At 67.8% G+C, this 18147-nt stretch carries 14 protein-coding genes; 3 read left to right on the top strand and 11 right to left on the bottom strand.

Going from position 1 to position 18147, the window contains the following annotated elements:
• Positions 1-59 precede the first annotated feature (59 nt).
• The 3 genes from ACN2C7_RS09575 to ACN2C7_RS09565 are packed head-to-tail and all read right to left on the bottom strand — an operon-like array spanning position 60 to position 2955.
• Complete coding sequence (locus ACN2C7_RS09575) at positions 60-1124, bottom strand: potassium channel family protein (protein WP_419321285.1); 1065 nt, start codon at positions 1122-1124, stop codon at positions 60-62.
• Positions 1121-1831, bottom strand: a complete 711-nt coding sequence (locus tag ACN2C7_RS09570; RefSeq protein WP_419321284.1) for an RlmE family RNA methyltransferase — start codon at positions 1829-1831, stop codon at positions 1121-1123. The genes ACN2C7_RS09575 and ACN2C7_RS09570 overlap by 4 nt, the downstream gene beginning before the upstream one ends.
• The gene (locus ACN2C7_RS09565; RefSeq protein ID WP_419321283.1) at positions 1828-2955 is read right to left on the bottom strand and encodes a Ppx/GppA phosphatase family protein; all 1128 of its coding nucleotides are present in this window, start codon (positions 2953-2955) and stop codon (positions 1828-1830) included. The genes ACN2C7_RS09570 and ACN2C7_RS09565 overlap by 4 nt, the downstream gene beginning before the upstream one ends.
• Before the next feature lie 155 nt (positions 2956-3110).
• Here ACN2C7_RS09565 and hspQ point away from each other — a divergent pair, with 155 nt between their 5' ends.
• Both hspQ and phhA read left to right on the top strand, forming a co-directional pair.
• On the top strand, positions 3111-3440 hold the full coding sequence (hspQ, locus tag ACN2C7_RS09560) for a heat shock protein HspQ (protein WP_419255669.1): 330 nt from the start codon (positions 3111-3113) through the stop codon (positions 3438-3440).
• Between the two features lie 81 nt (positions 3441-3521).
• Positions 3522-4403: a phenylalanine 4-monooxygenase gene (gene phhA, locus ACN2C7_RS09555; protein WP_419321281.1), complete on the top strand. Its 882-nt coding sequence runs from the start codon at positions 3522-3524 to the stop codon at positions 4401-4403.
• On the opposite strand, the gene ACN2C7_RS09550 is transcribed toward phhA, so the two are convergent.
• Positions 4361-5578 carry an acyltransferase family protein gene (locus ACN2C7_RS09550; RefSeq protein ID WP_419321280.1) on the bottom strand — a complete coding sequence of 406 codons (1218 nt, stop codon included), beginning with the start codon at positions 5576-5578 and terminating at the stop codon, positions 4361-4363. The two genes, phhA and ACN2C7_RS09550, sit on opposite strands and share 43 nt — an antisense overlap.
• Positions 5579-5701: 123 nt before the next feature.
• Between ACN2C7_RS09550 and ACN2C7_RS09545 the strand changes: the two genes are divergently transcribed.
• Complete coding sequence (locus ACN2C7_RS09545; RefSeq protein WP_419321279.1) at positions 5702-6511, top strand: LytTR family DNA-binding domain-containing protein; 810 nt, start codon at positions 5702-5704, stop codon at positions 6509-6511.
• Here ACN2C7_RS09545 and ACN2C7_RS09540 read toward each other — a convergent pair.
• The 7 genes from ACN2C7_RS09540 to ACN2C7_RS09510 all read right to left on the bottom strand — a co-directional run bounded on the left by ACN2C7_RS09540 (position 6508) and on the right by ACN2C7_RS09510 (position 18082).
• Positions 6508-6999: an N-acetyltransferase family protein gene (locus tag ACN2C7_RS09540; RefSeq protein WP_419321278.1), complete on the bottom strand. Its 492-nt coding sequence runs from the start codon at positions 6997-6999 to the stop codon at positions 6508-6510. The genes ACN2C7_RS09545 and ACN2C7_RS09540 overlap by 4 nt on opposite strands.
• On the bottom strand, positions 6996-8336 hold the full coding sequence (astB, locus tag ACN2C7_RS09535; RefSeq protein WP_419321277.1) for an N-succinylarginine dihydrolase: 1341 nt from the start codon (positions 8334-8336) through the stop codon (positions 6996-6998). The genes ACN2C7_RS09540 and astB overlap by 4 nt, the downstream gene beginning before the upstream one ends.
• Positions 8333-9787, bottom strand: coding sequence for a succinylglutamate-semialdehyde dehydrogenase (astD, locus tag ACN2C7_RS09530; RefSeq protein ID WP_419321276.1), 1455 nt, complete (start codon positions 9785-9787; stop codon positions 8333-8335). Before astD ends, astB begins: the two co-directional genes overlap by 4 nt.
• Positions 9784-10788, bottom strand: coding sequence for an arginine N-succinyltransferase (locus tag ACN2C7_RS09525; RefSeq protein ID WP_419321275.1), 1005 nt, complete (start codon positions 10786-10788; stop codon positions 9784-9786). The genes astD and ACN2C7_RS09525 overlap by 4 nt, the downstream gene beginning before the upstream one ends.
• A complete protein-coding gene (locus tag ACN2C7_RS09520) occupies positions 10789-12033 on the bottom strand; it encodes a hydrolase (protein WP_419321449.1) in 1245 nt (414 codons plus the stop codon). It lies immediately after the preceding gene.
• 101 nt (positions 12034-12134) lie between these two features.
• On the bottom strand, positions 12135-16301 hold the full coding sequence (locus ACN2C7_RS09515; protein WP_419321274.1) for a translocation/assembly module TamB domain-containing protein: 4167 nt from the start codon (positions 16299-16301) through the stop codon (positions 12135-12137).
• A complete protein-coding gene (locus ACN2C7_RS09510; RefSeq protein ID WP_419321273.1) occupies positions 16298-18082 on the bottom strand; it encodes an autotransporter assembly complex protein TamA in 1785 nt (594 codons plus the stop codon). Before ACN2C7_RS09510 ends, ACN2C7_RS09515 begins: the two co-directional genes overlap by 4 nt.
• Positions 18083-18147 lie beyond the last annotated feature (65 nt).

The raw sequence follows: 18147 nt of genomic DNA, 5'->3' as shown, positions 1-18147 counted from the left end.
CGGGTATAGCGGCGGGGCTCAGGTTTGTCGAGCCGCTCAAGACACTTGACGGTCTGGTTCTAGGCCGAGACCGCAGCGGCTTCCTCGAACAGGCTGTCGAGTGCGCCACGCCCCAGCTTGGACAGCAGCACCACGCCATCTCCAGCCTCTATGGGATGGTCGACGTCGGGCTTGGTGATCACCGTCCCGTCGGGACGATTGATCTGCAGCAGGAAGGCTGCGCCGGCGCGGCGTTCTATGTCGCCAGCGGTCAGAGCCCCGTGGGCGACACTGCGCGGAACAACGAGGATTTCCAGATCCAGACCCAGACGGTCGAGGGCCTTGTCGAGGGTCGCGCCGGCCTGTCCCCCCCGAAAAATCTGCGCCATCTCGGGAAACAGGATCAGTTCGGCGATCCGCTCTGCGCCGATGTGGGTGGGCAATACCACGCGGTTCGCGCCGGCCTGCAGCAGCTTGCCCTCGGTCGACGGACGTTCGCCCCTGGCGATGATGTGCAGCTTGGGGTTCAGACTGCGCGCCGAAAGCGTGATGAACACATTGGCCGCGTCGTCGGCAAGCACCGTCGCCATCACCTTGGCGCGCTCGATATGCACCGCTTTCAGCATCGCTTCGTCTGTCGCGTCACCCTGCCGGCAAAGATGCCCCAGCTCGAGCGCGTGCTGGGCGCGCGCCTCGTCGCGCTCGATGATCACCAGCTTCGAGCCGGCCGCCGCCAGCTCACTGGCTAGCATCATGCCGATCCGGCCAAAGCCACAGATGATGGTGTGGCCTTCCAGCCGCTCGATGGTCTTTTCCACGCGTTTACCGAAGAACTGTTCGAGTTGAGTCTGGGTCAGGGCCTGCACCAGCGAGCCGGTGACGATGATGACCCCGGTGCATCCGAACACCATCGTGGCCATGGTGACGAGGCGCAAGTAGTCGGTGTCAATCGCGCGAACCTCGCCATAGCCGACCGTGAAGATGGTCAGGGTGACCATGTAGAGGGCGTCGCCGAACCGCCAGCCTGCAGCGCCATAGGCAACGATCGCGCACGCGCCGACCAGCAGGACGAAGGCGATCGAAAGCGCCAGATTTCGAAACGGCCGCGCGACCAGACCCTCGATGCCCCCGCCCGGCCTGGTCACCGCCCCCGGAACCCCGTCGCCACCAGAAACACCTCCGAGCTGTCCGCGCGGCTGGCCTTGGGCTTGTAGTGCACGACCTTGTCGAAGTTCTTCTTCAGCCGGGCGATGACGTCAGCGGTCTCGCCGCCCTGGAAGGCCTTGGCCACGAAGGCGCCGCCGGGCTTCAGAACCTCGATGGCGAACTCGGCGCCCATCTCGATCAGACCGACGATCCGCAGGTGATCCGTCTCGCGATGGCCAACGGTGTTGGGCGCCATGTCGGACAGCACCAAGTCCGGCGCCCCGCCCAGCAGCTCGATCAGCTTGGGAGGGCAGGCGTCGTCGGTGAAGTCCATCTCCAGGATGTGGGCAGGCTCGACGGGATCGACGGGCAGCAGGTCGACGCCGACCAGTTGGGTGACGCCGCGCTCGACCGCGATCTGCAGCCAGCCGCCGGGCGCGCAGCCCAGGTCGATGACGCGAGCGCCCTTCTTGAAGAAGCCAAACTTCTCGTCGATCTCGCTGATCTTGAAGGCCGCGCGGCTGCGATAGCCCATGGCGCGAGCCTTGGCCGAGAACGGGTCGTTGATCTGCCGTTCCAGCCACGCCTGCTGCGAGGTGGTGCGGCCATAGGTCTTCTTCAGGCGCGCAGGCTTGGTGCGGCCGGCGTCGGTGCCGCCGGCCGGCGGCTTGACCATGCGCTTGCGGGGCGGTTCTTCTTCGGTCATTCGGACACCGGCTTCAACTTGGACGCCCCGCCACGGCGGCGCCGACGCGGGCGACGCTGCTGTTCGGACATCAGGGACATCAGGAGCCCCTCTCTAAGCCCTCGATCGGCCACACGCACGCGCGAACACGGCCAAAGCTCCTGAACGGCCTGAAGAATCGCCGCGCCGGCCAGAACCAGATCGGCGCGATCGGCGCCAATACACGGCTCCAGCGCGCGTTCCGCCGCCGTCAGCCCCAGCAGATGGTCGGCAGCGGCCTCGCAATCCTTGCGTTCCATCCACAGCCCGTCGACGACATTGCGGTCATAGCGTTGCAAGCCCAGGTGCAGGCCGGCCAGGCTGGTGATCGCGCCCGACGTCCCGACCAGATGCGCCCGGTCCTGCGCGAACAGGTCCCGCATCGGCTCGGCATGCGGAAAGGCCTCGATGCGGCCCTTCACGTCATCGACCATGGCGCGAAACCAGCCCTCCTGGGCCTGTTCGCCCTCGGGGAACCGCTCAGCCAGGGTTACGACGCCCACGGGGATCGACAGCCAGGCCTTGATCGGCAGCTTCCAGGCCGCGAACTGACGGGGCTTGGCGTCCAGCCCCTCGCCTTTCAGATCAACCCAGGACAGCTCGGTCGAACCGCCGCCCACATCCACCACCAGGGCGGCGTCGGCCTCGCGGTCGAACAGGCTCATGCAGCCGGCGACCGACAGCTGGGCCTCCTCGCGCGGGGTGATGATCTGCAGGCGAAGACCGGTCTCCTCGGCCACGCGCTCAACAAAGGCCGCGCCGTTGTCGGCCCCGCGACAGGCCTGGGTGGCCACGGCCTTGATCTTGATCGCCTTGCGACGGCGGATTTTTTCCGCACAGACCTTCAGGGCCGCCATCGAGCGGTCCATGGCCGCCTCGGACAGCAGGCCGGTCTGCGACAGGCCCTCGCCCAGGCGCACGATGCGAGAATAGGCCTCGACGACGCGAAATCCGCGCGGCGAAGGTGTCGCCACCAGAAGGCGGCAATTATTGGTGCCCAGATCGAGCGCCGCATAGCACGACTGCTCGCCTGGCGGCCGCCGACGCCGCCCGCTCTCCGCACTGGAAGAGATGGACGCGTCGGGCGCGCGCGGCGCCTCCGACATGGTCTTTCCACCTTGTCTCGCAGACGCCGCAAATCACGGTGCCTCACTTCGAGGCCGAGCATAGCAACGCGGCGACGGCGGGCGGAAGCCTTGTTATCCGTCTGCGGAATTCTACGTTCAGGATTCAGTCAGGTGGGACTGCTATCCTCGACCCCATGAATTCGAGATTCGCCAAATTCGCGATCGGTCAGGTGGTCAAGCACCGGATCTTCCCGTTCCGGGGGGTCGTGTTCGACGTCGACCCCGTGTTCGCCAATACCGACGAGTGGTGGGAGTCGATTCCCGAAGACATCCGGCCGCTCAAGGACCAGCCGTTCTACCACCTGCTGGCCGAGAACGACGAGAACACCTACGTCGCCTATGTGTCGGAGCAGAACCTGCTGGCTGACGAGACCGGCGAGCCGGTGCAGCATCCCCAGACGGCGGTGATCTTCGAGTCCTTCGACGAGGGCGCCTACAAGCTTCGCCCCCGGATTTCGCACTAGACGCAAGATCTGGCCGGAAACACTGCCCTTTTCGGCAAAATCCGAACGACACTTGCCGCCAACGAGGCGTAGCGTCTCTTCATGAGCGCTGACGGTTTTACCCCCTCACCGCCGCCCGGAGCCCGGGCGGACTGGACCATCAACCAGGCTTGGGAAAGCTATTCCCAGACCGAGCACGAGGTCTGGATCACGCTCTATGAGCGCCAGACGGCCATGCTGCCCGGCCGAGCCTGCGACGCCTTCCTGCGCGGTCTCGACGCCCTGGACCTTCACCGGTCGGGGATTCCCGATTTCACTCGGATCAATGAAGAACTCCAGCGCCTGACGGGCTGGAGCGTGGTCGCCGTGCCGGGCCTGGTGCCTGACGACGTGTTCTTCGACCACCTCGCCAACCGCCGATTCCCCGCTGGACAGTTCATCCGCAAGCCCGATGAACTGGACTACCTGCAGGAACCCGACATCTTCCACGACGTGTTCGGCCACGTGCCGATGCTGACCGATCCGGTGTTCGCCGACTACATGCAGGCCTATGGCCAAGGCGGGCAGCGGGCGCTGGAACTGGGCCGACTGGCCAATCTGGCCCGGCTGTACTGGTACACGGTCGAGTTTGGCCTGATGCAGACGCCGCAGGGCCTGCGGATCTATGGGGCGGGCATTGTTTCCTCGCGAACCGAGTCGATCTTCGCCCTAGACGATCCCTCTCCGAACCGCATCGGCTTTGACCTTGAGCGGGTGATGCGCACCCCCTACCGGATCGACGACTTCCAGCAGGCCTACTTCGTCATCGACTCGATCCAGACCCTCCAGGCGGTCACACTGCAGGACTTTGCGCCGATCTATGACCTTCTGGCCAATGCCGGCGACATCGGTATCGCGCAGATCCTGCCCGGCGACACCGTGTTCACGCGGGGGACCCAGGCCTATGCCAGCGCCGGCGGTCGGCTGGCCTCGGCGCGCGGCTGAGACTTCAGACCAAACAGCCAGCGCACCCCCGGGATCCGGCGGACGATTTCGTAGGTCGCAAAGCAGCCCGCGAAGGTGGCCAGGATCAGGATCGCCGCTTCCAGCCCCTGGGGTAGGTTCAGCTTGGCCAGATGATGGGCGATGACCACGATCAGGGTCTGGTGGACGATGTAGAGCGGAAACACCGCCAGGGTCAGATAACGCAGGACCGGCGCGTCACGGTTCAGGTGCTTGGCGCCAAACCCCAGGATGGCGGCGATCGCGCACCACTGGTCGATCGAATAGACGCACCGCATGACGAGCCGCAGCCCCCCAACCGGATTGGCGTCGTCGGCGCGATAGATCCAGGCATAGGTCGCCCACGCCGCCCAGCAGACAACCGCCAGAACCAGCGCGAGCCAGCGCGCGCTGATCAGCCGTTCGCGCAGGGTCTCGGACTTGGCCAGGCCAAAACCCAGCAGGAAGGCCGGGAAAGACACCGCGTGATTGTACCAGTCGTCGGTCAGGGCGTGGGTGACCTCGAACAGCGGCATCAGGAACATCCGCGTCACGGCCAGGAAGGCGATGGGCCAGATCAGTAGGCCGGGTCCCTTCATAGCGCGCTCAAGTCCGGCCTGAAGCTTGGCGCCCAGCCTGGGAATCAGCGCCAGCATCAGAGCCAGGATCAGGGAATAGACCAGCAGATAGGCCACGAACCACATGTGGTTCCAGGTCGGCGTAGTGAGGCAGCCATCAGCGTCGCACCAGCGGCCGGACGCGGTGGCGTATTTCACCCAGAACGCGCCATAAGGATCGACGACAAGCCCGGCGGCCGGACTGGCCGCAGCCGCTTCCACGATCTCGTAATAGCTCTGCGGCGGCACGATCACGAACATGGCGAAGACCAGCGGTGGCAGCAGCCGGGCGATCCGCGCGCCGGTCAGCTTTCCGACGCTGACCTTGTCGGCCATGAACCGGGTCGCGGCGCCGGAAACCAGGAACAGCAGGGTCAGCCGCCAGGGATTGGTCAGTTGCATCAGCGGCTCAATGGCCTCGACCGGATGCGGCGTCTTCACGTGCCACTCCCACGGTACGTAGAACATGCCGACGTGGTACAGAATCAGCAGGAAGAACGCCCCGACCCGGATCCAGTCCAGGTCGTAGCGACGGTCAAAGGATGAAGCGGTCGTGGTCATAAAGAGGCGCCCGGCTTGAAAAGGGATGCACAGGTCGTGCCCCGCGAAGCCCGGCCCAGCCAAGAGCCTCGGGATCGGCGGGCCTTGCCGGGGACGAGCGGAAAACCGGCTGGGACCAGCGGCGTGCTTTTCGGGATGAGCGGCGAAGAGCGACGCTCGATCCTGCGGGCCTGGCTGCTGTGGATCGGCCTCATTGCCACCATCTGCGTCGTCAACATCCTGACGATCCAGCACGACGATCCTGATCTGGCGCCCTTGTTTCCAGCCCTCTGGGAAGGCAGCAGCGCGCTGGTCACCCTGGTGATCTTCGCCATTCCGGCCGCTGTCGCGCTGTGGGGCCATCGCAACCGGCCGCCGTGGTGGCAGGCCGCGTCGGTCCATCTCGTCGCGGTCCTGGCCTATTCGGCCCTGCATGTGGCGGGCTTCGTCGCGCTGCGGAAGCTGGCCTATCTGGTCGTCCTGCGGCAGACCTACGATTTCGGCGATATCTCCAGCGAGTTCCCCTACGAGTTCCGCAAGGACGTGCTCGCCTATGGCATCGCCTGGATCATCTTCTTCCTGTCGCTGCGTCAGGGCCGCCAGCCGGCCTCCGCCCTCGCCTCGCCCTCCTTGGCGACCTTCGACATCCAGGATGGCGCGCGGCTGGTGCGGGTGCCCATCGACGACATTCTCGCCGTGCGCTCGGCCGGCAACTATGTGGAATTCGTGCTGGTCGACAGCCGCCGACCGCTGATGCGCACGCCGTTGGCCACCGTCCAGAGTGACCTGACCGAGCACGGCTTTGTGCGCAGCCACCGGTCGTGGCTGGTCAACAAGGCCAAGGTCACGGGTCTGCGTCCGGAAGGCTCTGGCGACTACGCGGTCGAGCTGGGTGAGCTGGAAGCCCCGCTCTCGCGCCGCTTCCCCGAGGCCCTGGCCGCGTTGCGCGGCTAGAGAAGCATGCCCATCAGGATGTCGTCTTCCAGACGGCCATCCGGATAGCGCCCGCGCGAGACCTGCCGGCCCTCGTGCTTGAAACCTAGCCGCTCATAGAGCCGGATCGCGCCGGGATTGCCGGCTCCGGCCGCAAGCTCGATCCGCAGGATCGGCGGGTCCATCGCGCGAGCATGAGCGATGAGCGCCTCGAACAGCCTGGAGCCGATACCCAAGCCCTGGCAATCCGGATGGACGGCGACGGTCAGGTTGGACAGCACATGGGCGAACAGCGCTACGGTCTCGCGGCCGGCATGGATTTCACCCCAGATCGCGCCGTCGGGGCCGACGGCGACGAAGCTGACCCCGGCGAGGAACCGCTCGACATAGTCCCGCGTGATCTCTTCGGGACGGCGCGCCAGACCATCGGGAACAGCCGCGACGGCGCGGTGCAGATCGACCAGCGCCATGACGTCGTCAGGGCGCGCCGCCCGGACCTGGAAGCTCACGCGACCCTCTGGAACGGATAGAAATCACCGCCGAGATCAAGGATGCCCGTCAGCTCGTCCAGGGCCTCGCGCACCTCGGTCAGCAGGGCCGGGTCGGCCAGGTCGGCCGGCGCCAAGCGGTCGCGATAGCGGCGCTCGACCCAGTCTTGGAGGCGCGCATGCAGGGCCGCGTCGAACCGCTGGGCGGGATTGGTCGCCGCCAGTTCTTGCTCGGTCAGCACCACCCGCAGGCGCAGGCAGGCGGGTCCGCCGCCGTTGCGCATGCTCTGACGGACATCGACATAGTCGACGCGACCGATGGGGCCATTGGAGGTCGCCAGGCTCTCGGCCACCGCAAAGGCGCGGGGATTGTCACGGGTCTCGGCCGGGGCCAGCAGCACCAGGCGAGCCTCGCCGGGGATGACCAGCAGCTGCGAATTGAACAGATAGCTGGCCACCAGATCGGCCATCGGCAAATCGGCTTCGGAGATCTCCACGAAGGCCGGCTCGAACAGGCCCTCGGCGGCAGCGCGAACCGAAGCTTCCATGCCGACGCGATCCTCGAAGGCGCGTTCGTGGAAGAACAGGCACTCGCGGGTGCCCACGCAGACGACGTCGTTGTGGAACGCCCCGCCATTGATCGCCGCCTTGCCTTGACGCGGAAAGATCGCCCGCGCCGCCCCGTGGCGACGCTCGACGGCCTCGAAGGCCTCGCGGGTCTGACGGGCCGGATAACGACCGTCCCAGTGCTCCCAGGCCTCGCGACCCCAGACAAACATGTTGACGCCCGGCGCCCCGTGTTCGGCGCACAGCCGCACATGATTGGCTGCGCCCTCGTCGGCGAAGTGCGGCTGGGCTGGCAGCGGCTCATGGACCGCGAACCGGGCTTCGTCCGGAAACAGGCGGCGCAGGCTGCGCGTCGTCTGCGGACCTTCCAGGCTGCGATGCAGATTGGTCAGCAGGTTGGCTGGCGTGAAGTGCACCCGGCCATCGGCCGTATCGGCGCTGGGCGTCACCGTCGCGGCATTGGCGGCCCACATCGGCGACGCCGAGCAGACGGCCGAGGCCAGGGCCGGCGCCTGCTTCCAGGCGCGTTCCAGAACTGCGCCATCGGAGCCGGAAAAACCCAGCGACTTCAGAAGGCTTACGTCCGGTCGCTCATGCGGCGGCAGGGCGAACTGCGGCACGCCAAGATCGGCCAGCATGCGCATCTTGCCAAGGCCTTCCAGCGCCGCACCACGCGGGTTGGACACCTCGCCCGCGTTCTTCTGGCTGGCCAGGTTGCCGGGCGACAGGCCGACATAGGAATGGGTCGGCCCGACCAGGCCGTCGCAATTGGCTTCGATGGCTGAATTCATGGCCGCAAGCCTTTGATATCGCCAAGGGTGTCACGCACGGCATCAGCCTCGAAACTGGCCACCGGATAGGCGCAGTAGTCGGCCGCATAATAGGCGCTGGGCCGATGATTGCCCGACGCGCCCAGCCCGCCAAACGGCATGGAGCCCGCCGCCCCGGTCGTCGGCCGATTCCAGTTGACCACGCCCGCGCGAATGCGGTTGAGGAAACGCCCCCAAAGCTCTGATTGATTTGAAATAAGACCTGCCGACAAACCGTAGCGGGTTGCGTTGGCAGCGGCTATCGCCTCGTCGAAGCTGGCGACCCGGCGGACCTGCAGCAGCGGCGCAAACAGCTCCTCATCGGCCACCTCGACGCCCGTGACATCCACGAAGCCGGGCGATACGAAGGCGTCACTCAAGCCCTCAATCGCACCCAGTGTCCGGATCCGCTGGCCGCCCAGCGCCTCGGCGCCGGCCTTGGCGAGCGCGGCGGCGCGGGTCGAAATCAGCGGCCCCATGAAGGGCTCGCTGGCGCCGTTCCAGGGACCGGCGGTCAGGCGATCCGACAGGGCCGCGACCGCCTCGATCACGGCCTTGCCCGCCGCGTCGTCCGAGACGATCAGGCGGCGCGCGCAGGAGCAGCGCTGGCCGGTGGTGATGAAGGCCGACTGCACGACCAGGGCCGCAGCGGCCTGTGCGTCGCCCGCGCCCCAGACCACCAGCGGATTATTGCCGCCCAGTTCCAGCGCCAGGATCACGTCGGGTCGGTCGGCGAAATGGCGCCGGAAAAATGCCCCGGCCTGGGCCGAACCGGTGAACAGCAGACCGTCGATCTCCTCGGCGATCAGAGCCTGTCCGGTCTCGCGACCACCCTGGACGAGGTTGATGACGCCCGCAGGAACGCCTGCGGCTTCAAGGGCTTCGACCAGCATTTGACCGGCCAGCGGCGTCTCTTCCGAGGGCTTGAAGACCACCGTATCGCCTGCGAGCAAAGCCGGCACGATGTGGCCATTGGGCAGGTGGCCGGGGAAGTTGAACGGACCCAGCACCGCCATCACGCCATGGGCGCGGTGGCGCAGCACGGCCCGGCCGAACGGCATGGCGTTGTCGATCCCGCCCGTGCGCTCGTCATAGGCCTTGATCGACAGATCGACCTTGCCGGCCATCGAGCCCAGCTCGGCCTTGGTCTCCCACAGCGCCTTGCCGGTCTCGCGGCTCAGGGCCTCGGCGAAGGCGCCCGTGCGCTCGACCAGGATCTCCTTGTAGCGACGCAGGATGGCGATGCGCTCCTCGCGCGGACGATCAGCCCAGGGCTGAAAGGCGCGCCGCGCGGCCGCTACGGCGGCGGCGACATCGGCCTGAGACGCCGTGGCCTCGCGCCAGATGGTCTCGCCCGTGGTCGGGTCTATGGAGACCGCTTCGCCGCCCGCGCCCGAACGCCAGACGCCGTCAATAAACACCCCGCCGCTCATGCCTTCACCCGCACCATGTCACCTTCGGAAAGTCGCAGCGCCTGGGCCGCATCGCGCCCTACGATCGCCGTTTCGCCATCGATCAGCACCGGCGCCCGCACGGCCCGGAAGCTGCCGATCTCGCCCGTGGAGACCAGAGCCTCCTCGCCATAGGCGTCCTCGCCCAGCCTGAGGCGAAGCCGCCGCGCATCGCGGACGGTCTTGATGTCATCGCGCCGGGCCGCCACGGTGGGACCCGCGTCGAAGATGTCGATCAGGCCCTGATAGCGGAAGCCCTCGGTCTCCAGCATGGCCCGCGCCGCCTCGCCCTCGCGGTGCACGCGGCCCAGCACGTCGCGCGCCTCCTTGGGCAGCAGCTCGGCATAGATTGGATGGCGCGGGGCCAGGTCGAGGATGAACTGGCCGTCGGTCGAGGCGCTCATCATGTCGGCCTCGTCAAAACCCAGACGGAAGAATTTGTTGGCCACGTGGTCCCAGAACGGACAGCCGCCGTCCTCGTCGAACCAGCCGCGCAGCTCGGCCAGCACCATCTCGGCGAACCGTTCGGGCTCTAGCCCGATCAGCATGTAGCGCGATTGGGCCAGCAGGCGCCCCGCCCCGCCCTTGCGGCGCTCGGGCTTGAGAAACAGCGAGCCCACCTCTGACCAGCCGGCGCATTCATTGACCAAGACCAAGGCCCGGTGATCGAAACGCTTGTCCAGGGTCGGCGACGACTGGGCCAGGGTCACGACGCGGAACGAGAAGTGCGGACGCTTGAGGCCGACGCCGGCCTTGACCCCGGCCACGCCGATGACATCGCCGGCGTCCAGGTCTTCCAGCATCAGAGTGTACCAGGCCTCGGGCGCGGCGACTTCGGCCTGGAAGCTGGCCTGCGACAGGGCGAGTCGCGAACGCAGGGTCTGCTCGTCCTCGGGCAGGCTGGTGAAGCCCCGGCCCGACAGCACGGCCAGCTCCATCAGGGAGTCGAAATCGGAAGGTCCAGCGGGACGGACGACTAGCATTCAGACAGTCTCCATGGCCGCGCGGATCGATCTTCCGTCAATCTCTCCGCTGGCCAGTTTCATCAGGATCAGGGCCGAGAGCTGGGCGCGCTCGACAAAACTTTCGGGCCAGGCGTGCTCGGCCTCGCTGTGGATGTCGCCGCCGCGCACGCCCAGGGTGTCGACATTGGGCAGGCCCGAGGCGAACAGGTTGTTGCCCTCGCAGACGCCGCCGGAAGGCTTCCAGGCGATCTCCTGCCCCAGCAGGGCGCCCGCTTCCTTGACCGCGCCGAACAGGCGCTGCTGGGCGGCGTTGAAGGGCTTGGCGCCGCGGGTGATCAGGCCGTGCAAATGGATGTGCAGGCCCTCGCGCGGCTCTTCGACGATGCGGGCGACCTGGGCCTCGAACCAGGCCGCCGCCTCGGCATCCGGGAAGCGCACATTGAACCGGGCGATGGCGACATCGGGCACCATGTTCAGCGGCGCGCCGCCGTCGATGCGGGCCACATTGACGGTGACGCCGTCGCGCTGGCCATTGAGCGAATGCAGGGCTTCGGCGATCCGCGCTGCGCCGATCACGGCGTTGCGGCCGGCGCCGAAGTCGCGACCGGCATGGGCCGCCTTGCCATGCACGACGATATGGAAATTGCCCGACCCCTTGCGCGACGAGGCCAGCGAACCGTCCGCCAGGGCCGGTTCATAGGTCAGGCCCACATGGCCCAGCCGGGCGAAATCGCTGAGGATCGGACCCGAAGCGATTGAGCCGATCTCCTCATCGGGCGACAGCAGCACACGATAGCCGACCTTGGCCGCATCGGGGTGGCGTTCGAACGCTTCCAGCGCCGCCAGCATGACACTGATCCCGCCCTTCATGTCGGCGATGCCCGGCCCGTGCAGCGCGCCGTCTGGGCGCGTGGTCACAGTCTGGAAGCCGCTCGTCTCGGGATAGACGGTGTCGTAGTGACCCGTCAGCACGACCTGCAGCGGCGCCTCAGGGCGCACAACCACGGCAATGGCGGGCGTATGGTGCTGTTCGCCGAACCGGCCGTCGGGGCCGATCACTTCGGACGCCGCAAGGGGGATCTCGGTCGGCGCGCCCGGCAGCGCCGAGACGGCGTCGAGCAGAACCTGTCTCTGCCGTTCCAGCCCCGCCAAATGCAGGCTGCCGGAATTGATCGCGCACCAGGCCACCGCCCGGTCAATGATCCGCCCGCCGTCCGAGGCGACCGCCTCCAAAACAGCGCGATCCTCGTCTTTGAGTCGCATGGACATGCCGTTCCTCCCCCAGTCACAATAAACCAAGGGCCGCGGGTAAAACGTGTTTCCTCTGACGAGGTAACCGGGCGCCCGCGCAACAGCCTTGCCCTCTAGTAGTCCTTTCGCCAGCGAACGGAAAGCTTTGCGTCACCCTGGCTGCCCAGTCGCGAGACCAGCGAGAGGGTTCGGCGAATCCGCCATTCGACCTGGGCCTCGGGACCTTCGCGCCCGCCGCCGATGATCTCCAGATAAACGTCGTCGGTCACATACTTTCCGCCGGCCACCGTCATGCCTGCGGCGCTCTCGGCAAAGGCCAGGCGGTCCAGCCGCGCGAAGCTGCGCAGGTTGCCGATCACGTCAAAGCCGCCGCCGCCCGCCAGAGCCGCCAAGGCCGAAGCCAGTTGCGCCGCCTCGATCGGCGAAAGCTGGGCGGCCGATTCGCCGAACAGCACCTGGCTCAGCACTTCGTCACTGGGCAGTTCCGGGGTCGAGGTCAGGGTGATCTCGGGCTTGGCGGCCGTGCCCTGGATCCTGACAATCGCGGTCAGGGAGGAATCCTCGCGGCGGGCGCTGAGGTTGAGGCGGATGCGGTCAAGCTGAGTCGACAGGGTGACCACGCCATTGTCGTCGAACTCAAAGCGCTTGCCGGCGAAGTCGTACTCGCCGCGCACCATGCGGGCCACGCCCTCGAGGTTGGGCGCAAACGAGGTGCCGCCCACATGGGCGTCCAGCGACAGCTCGACGTCCAGGCCGCGTCCCCTCACGAACACACGGCGCGGGGCCTTGAGATTGATATCCAGTGCAATGCCGCCGCCGGGGCTGGCGCGGCGCGGCTGCGTGCCCTGGTCCAGATCGGAAGGGCGATTGCGTTCAATGACGTCCATACTGACCACGCCGGCCGGGGTCTTGCTCTGAGCCGACACGTCGGCGCGGTCGATGGTCAGATCGCCGCTGAGCTTGACCTTGCCGTCGGCCGACCGGTTGACGGTGGCCTGTCCGGTGGCGGTCGCCGTGGCCAGGTCGTTGTCGATCAGCCGGAAGCCCCTCAGGTCCAGCTTGAAGCTGCTGACACCGTCGCGGTTGAGGCTGATGCGCCCGCCGCCGGTGAGAGCGCCGTTGAGGCCGTCCTCGGCCGAGGCCTGGCTGACGTCGATGGCGTTGTCGGCCAAGGCCATGCGCAGGGTGATGTTGCGCAGACGCAGCCCCGTTCGGCCTTCCTCGAAGCCACCGCCATCCAGCGACGCCCGCCCGACCAGGCGCGGATCGGCCAAGGTGCCGGCCAGGGTCCCCTCGGCGTCGATCTTGCCCGACAGCGAGCGTTCGGGACCCAGCAACAGGTCCCACAGCGGCTTGATTTCGCCTTGGGCCTTGAAGGTTCCGGTGACCGGCCGGCGACGGTCGATCGCCAGATGCAGCGGCCTGGCCGACGCCTCGGCCGGCAGGGTCAGTCGGGCTTCCGACTTCAGACCCTGACGGTTGGCGCCCTCGGCGACGAGGGTCAGTATTTGATCCTTCAGGTCGCCCTCAATATGGGCGTCCAGCGACTGCTCGATCTTGGAGCCACGCTCGCGTGCGCCGGTCAGCCTGGCCGCAAAATCGCCCAGCAGGGTCTCGCCCTGACCACGCAGGTTGACGGTTCCGTCGATGTCGCCGGCCAGGTCGGGATCGAAGGCGGTCAGGCTGACACCGGCCAGGCGCGCCTTGAGGCTGGCGGTCTCGCCGCCCAGGTCGGCGTCCACGTCGGCCTGACCATCACCGATCAGCAACCGCAATCGCGTGACGGTCGAGGCCCCGCCAAACCGGATCAGGGCCGCCTCGCGGGTCTTGACGTCGGTGCGGCCCATGCGACCGGCGGCGTCCAGCGACAGGGCGTAGTCCTCGCCGGACTGGGCCAGGGCGCCGGATCCCGCCACGCGCCACCGGCCGCCGGGCGCCAGGCCCTGTGCGTCGAGGGTCAGGGGCAGGCTGGCCATGGCGCCGTCGGCCTTGAGGCGGGCCGAGCGCACCGTCCAGCCGCCGCTCGTGATGTCCTCGGCGGTCAGGTCCAGGGTCGCGCGCGCGCCGCCCGGAGCATCGACGATCTTCGCCGAGCCCGACACCCGGCCTTGCGGCAGGAACGCTCCGGGGCCGATGGCCACGGTCAGGTCGGCCGAAGCCGGTCGGCGGCCGCGCAGAGAGACAGCGCCGGTGGCCTTGGCGCCCCCTGCGTCAATGTCCACGTCACTCAGATCAAGCCCGCCCGTCGCGAAACTGAAGGCTGCTCCCGCCCTGGCCGGGCCATAGCTGCTTTGCCCGGTCAGTCGCGCGACGCCGTCCGCGCCGCTGGCCGTGCGGGCGAAGGTCAGCACCAGATGCGCGCTGGTCAGGGGCAGTTTTGGCAGATCGATAGAGTCGAAATCGGCCGTCAGGTCAGCCTTGGGCGCCGACAGGGTTCCGGTCACCGCACCGTCGCCCTTGGCCTTGCCCGTCACCTCGATCGGGCCTGCCCGGAAGGGTCCGGTGGCGGTCCAGTCCAGCTTGAAGCCCAGGCCACCGTCACGCTGCAGGGCGCCGGAGGTGCGAACCTCGGCCGCTGCGCCCTCCAGCCTGGCGTCGGCGATGGAGAGCACGCCGTCGCTCCAGGCGCCCTTGCCGCTCAGGCGCGGGGCCTTGCCCAGCAGCCGGTCCAGCTCGGCCAGGCCGACCGCGAAGTCCTGCCCCCGGGCGTCGACCGTGAAACCCCAGGGCTTGCCGTTGGTGCTGCCGGCAGACCATTTTGCGACCAGCCTGCCGCGCGCGCCGGCGCGGATCGGCGCCAGGCTGGCGACCTGCGCCTCACCCTTGAAATTCAGCCCACCCAGTATGCCGCGATCACCCTCGCCGGTGACCACCAGATTGGGTCCGGTAATCGTCGCCGAGCGGATCAGGAACCGCCCGTCCTTGAGACGCGCGCCTTCGAACGTAGCCTTGGGGCTGGCGCCCAGCACGGCCAAGACGCCGCGTCCGCCGCCGCCCTGCGCTGCGGCCTGCGCCTTGATCGTCAGCTCGCCCTTCGACCACCGCACCATGGCCGGACCCTTTGCCCGCGCCAGTTGGTAGCCCAACAGCGAAAGATTGGAGACGTCGACGTCGCCCTCGACCGAAAAGCCGCCCGGCTCCAGCCGGAAACGGCCGTCGACCAGACCCGTCCCCATTTCCGGGATCGATACGATCTTCTTTAGCGAACCGATGCGCGCGGTGAACGGCAGGCCGTCTGGACCGGTCCGCCTCTTGCCGATGTCGGCCAGTCCCCGGGAGTCGAGCACCAGGTTCTCGGCGCGAATCTGGGTGGTCAGGTCATAGAGGCCGCCGGTCGCCTTGCGCCCGTCGACGGTGAACGCCGCCTCGGGTCCGAACATGGTCTCCAGCCGACGCGTCAGGCTGGAGGCGCCCAGATCGATCCGCCCCCGCGCAGAACCGCCCTGCGGCGTCCATGATCCCGTCGCATCCAGCGGAATGTCTTTGCCGGTTTTCGCCGTGACGCTGAACGCGCCCTTGTTCATCGCCCCGTCGGCCCTGGCTTTCAGGTCGAAGGGACGGTCGACGGGCAGGCCCAGGGCGCCGGCGATGGCGCCGCCATTGGCCTCCACCGCGTCAGCGCTCAGGCGGAGCGTGTCGTTGCGGCCCAGATCAAAGTCCAAGGTCAGATGGTCGCCCCGATGCAGACGGCTGGCGACGCCGATGCGGCCCTTGTTGCCGCCCTGTCGCGCCATCTCGTAGGCGCCCACCACATCGAAGTCGCCCGCCTCGCGGCTGAACTCGGGCCGCGTGATCAGCCGCAGGGCGAAGGCGTCCAGATCCACCGAGACCGGCGCGGCCCCCGACTTGCCCTTGGGCGTCAGGGTCGGGCGGCGCAATACGATCACATCGCGCGCGTCGATGCGTTCGGCGTGGAAGCGACGACTGAACAGCTCAGCGGGACGCCAGGCCACCCGGACATCATGAGCCTCGAGCCAGACGCCCTTCTCGTCGACAATGGTCAGGCGGCGGACCGCGAAATCCTTCCAGATATCGCCCGACAGCCCCTCGATCTTGAGCCGGCCGATGCGACCCAGCTTCAGGCCGCTGGCCCGGGCCTCCAGGAACATGCGGCCCTGGGGCGTGATGGGCGCGTAGCGCAGGCCGCCGAAGAACACCGCGACGATCACCACCGCCACGATCGACACGATCATCAGCCAGCCGGGGCCGCCGACCTTTTTGGCGACCTCGACGACGGTCTCGACCGCCTCTTCGATGGGATGTTCAGGCGCGTCGGTCAAAAGCTTTGCCCGATGCTGAGATAGATCTGGAAGGCCGGGTCGCCGGCGCGCTTGCCCAGCGGGATGGCGATATCTGCGCGGATCGGGCCAAAGCCCAGGTCGTAGCGGACGCCGATGCCCGCGCCGAAGCGGAAGTCCTCGGTGTCGGGCTTGCGCTCCGGACCGATGGCGCCCGCGTCGATAAAGGCCACCCCGCCCCAGCGCTGGGTAAAGCGGTGACGCACCTCGAACGAGGTCTCGACCAGCGACACGCCGCCCTGGGGTGTATTGTCGGCCAGGCGCGGCCCGATGGCCTGATAGGCATAGCCACGCACCGAGCCACCGCCGCCCGAGAACAGACGCCGCGAGGCCGGGATTTCCGAGACCAGGGCCCCAAAGATCGCCCCGACCTTTACCCGGGCGGCCAAGACCGTGCCGGCCTGCTCTCCGAACGGCAGATAGGCCGAGCCCTGAACCTGGGCGCGCAGATAGGCCAGGGTGGTGTCGCCAAAGCTGGCGGTCGGCTCAGCCCGCGCCTCGAAGCGCCAGCCCCGCGTCGGATCCAGGATGTCGTCCGACTGATCCCACGCCATAGCGCCCAAGGTGGTCAGGGTGGCCAGGTTGAGGGTTTCCTTGACCGAGCCGGCGCTGGTGGTTTGCAGCTGCTCGGACTGCGACAGGTCCAGCGCCACGCCATAGGTGCGATACGAGGTAGTCTTGCGGCGCTGGGTCAGGTCGGCGCTGATCGTCGCGCCGGTTTCGTCATAGGCGTCAGTGGTTTCGCGGAACACCGCGCCGTTCAGCTTGAGGGTCTGCTGGGGCCTGCGCCAGTGCGGCAGGGCCACCTCGCCCTCAAGCCGCTGCTCCAGCTTGGCCAGGCGCGCCGTGTAGGTGGTAGTGTCGGCCCGGCGCAGGCGGTTGTAGCGGATCAGGCGCGCATCGACGCCCGGCCCTTCACTGGTCGAATAGCCCGCGCCCAGCTCGATGGTACGTTCCGGGCGGTCCGTCAGGTTCACGACCACCGGCCGGCGGCCATCGGGAAGAATCTTCTCAAGGGGCGCGATCGAGACGGAGACCGAGTCATAGACGGCCGTGTCCCTCAGGCGCCGCTCCAGCTCGGCGATATCCTCGGGATCATAGACGTCGCCGGCCTGCCACGGTGTCAGATGGGCGACCCAGGCCGGGTTGCTGCGTCCCGTGGTGATCAGCTCGACGCCGTCCAGGCGGGTCAGGTCCCCGGCGGCGATATTGAAGGTGGGGCGCACCGTGTGGTCGGCATGGTCGACGACGACCTCGCGCGGCTCGGCGGCGACATCGGCATAGCCCAGTTGCTGGACCTGAGCGATCACCCGGCCCTCGGCGCCCAGGATGTCGGCAGCGCGGCCCGGCTCGCCGCGTGTGAGGCTCATGGCCGAGACGGCTCTCTGGGTCACGCCTTCGTCGGGCGGCGCGCCGCGCCAGACGATGGTGGGATCGGCCAGCACGAACACCGGCCCTGGCAAGACCTTGACGACGCCGCGCGGCGGATCGCCTTCGCTGATGTCGGGCTCGACGGCATAGGCGTAATAGCCCTCGGCGCGCAGCACCGCGACCACATCGTCGCCGGCGTCGCGGGCGCGGCGTCGGGCTTCTGCGCGGCTTTGAGGCGCAGTCTTGGAAATCGAGAGCACGCGCAGAATGGCTTCGCGCAGCGCCTTGTCTTCAACCCCGGTGATCGTCGCCGCCGGCTCATCCGCCCACGCGCCGCCCGCAGCCAGCAAAGCCGCTGTCGCGATCCCGAGGGCCAATCGTCTACGCACCAAGCCGTATATCCCCGCGCGGAGCGCCCCCGCTCCCCTGTAGTCGCCGGTCTCGCCGCTGTCACGGC

It is taken from the genome of Caulobacter sp. ErkDOM-E (genome assembly GCF_048541895.1).
GTDB lineage: Bacteria > Pseudomonadota > Alphaproteobacteria > Caulobacterales > Caulobacteraceae > Caulobacter.
Note: the sequence above shows the minus strand (reverse complement) of the source record. Positions and strands in the feature narration are given on the sequence as shown.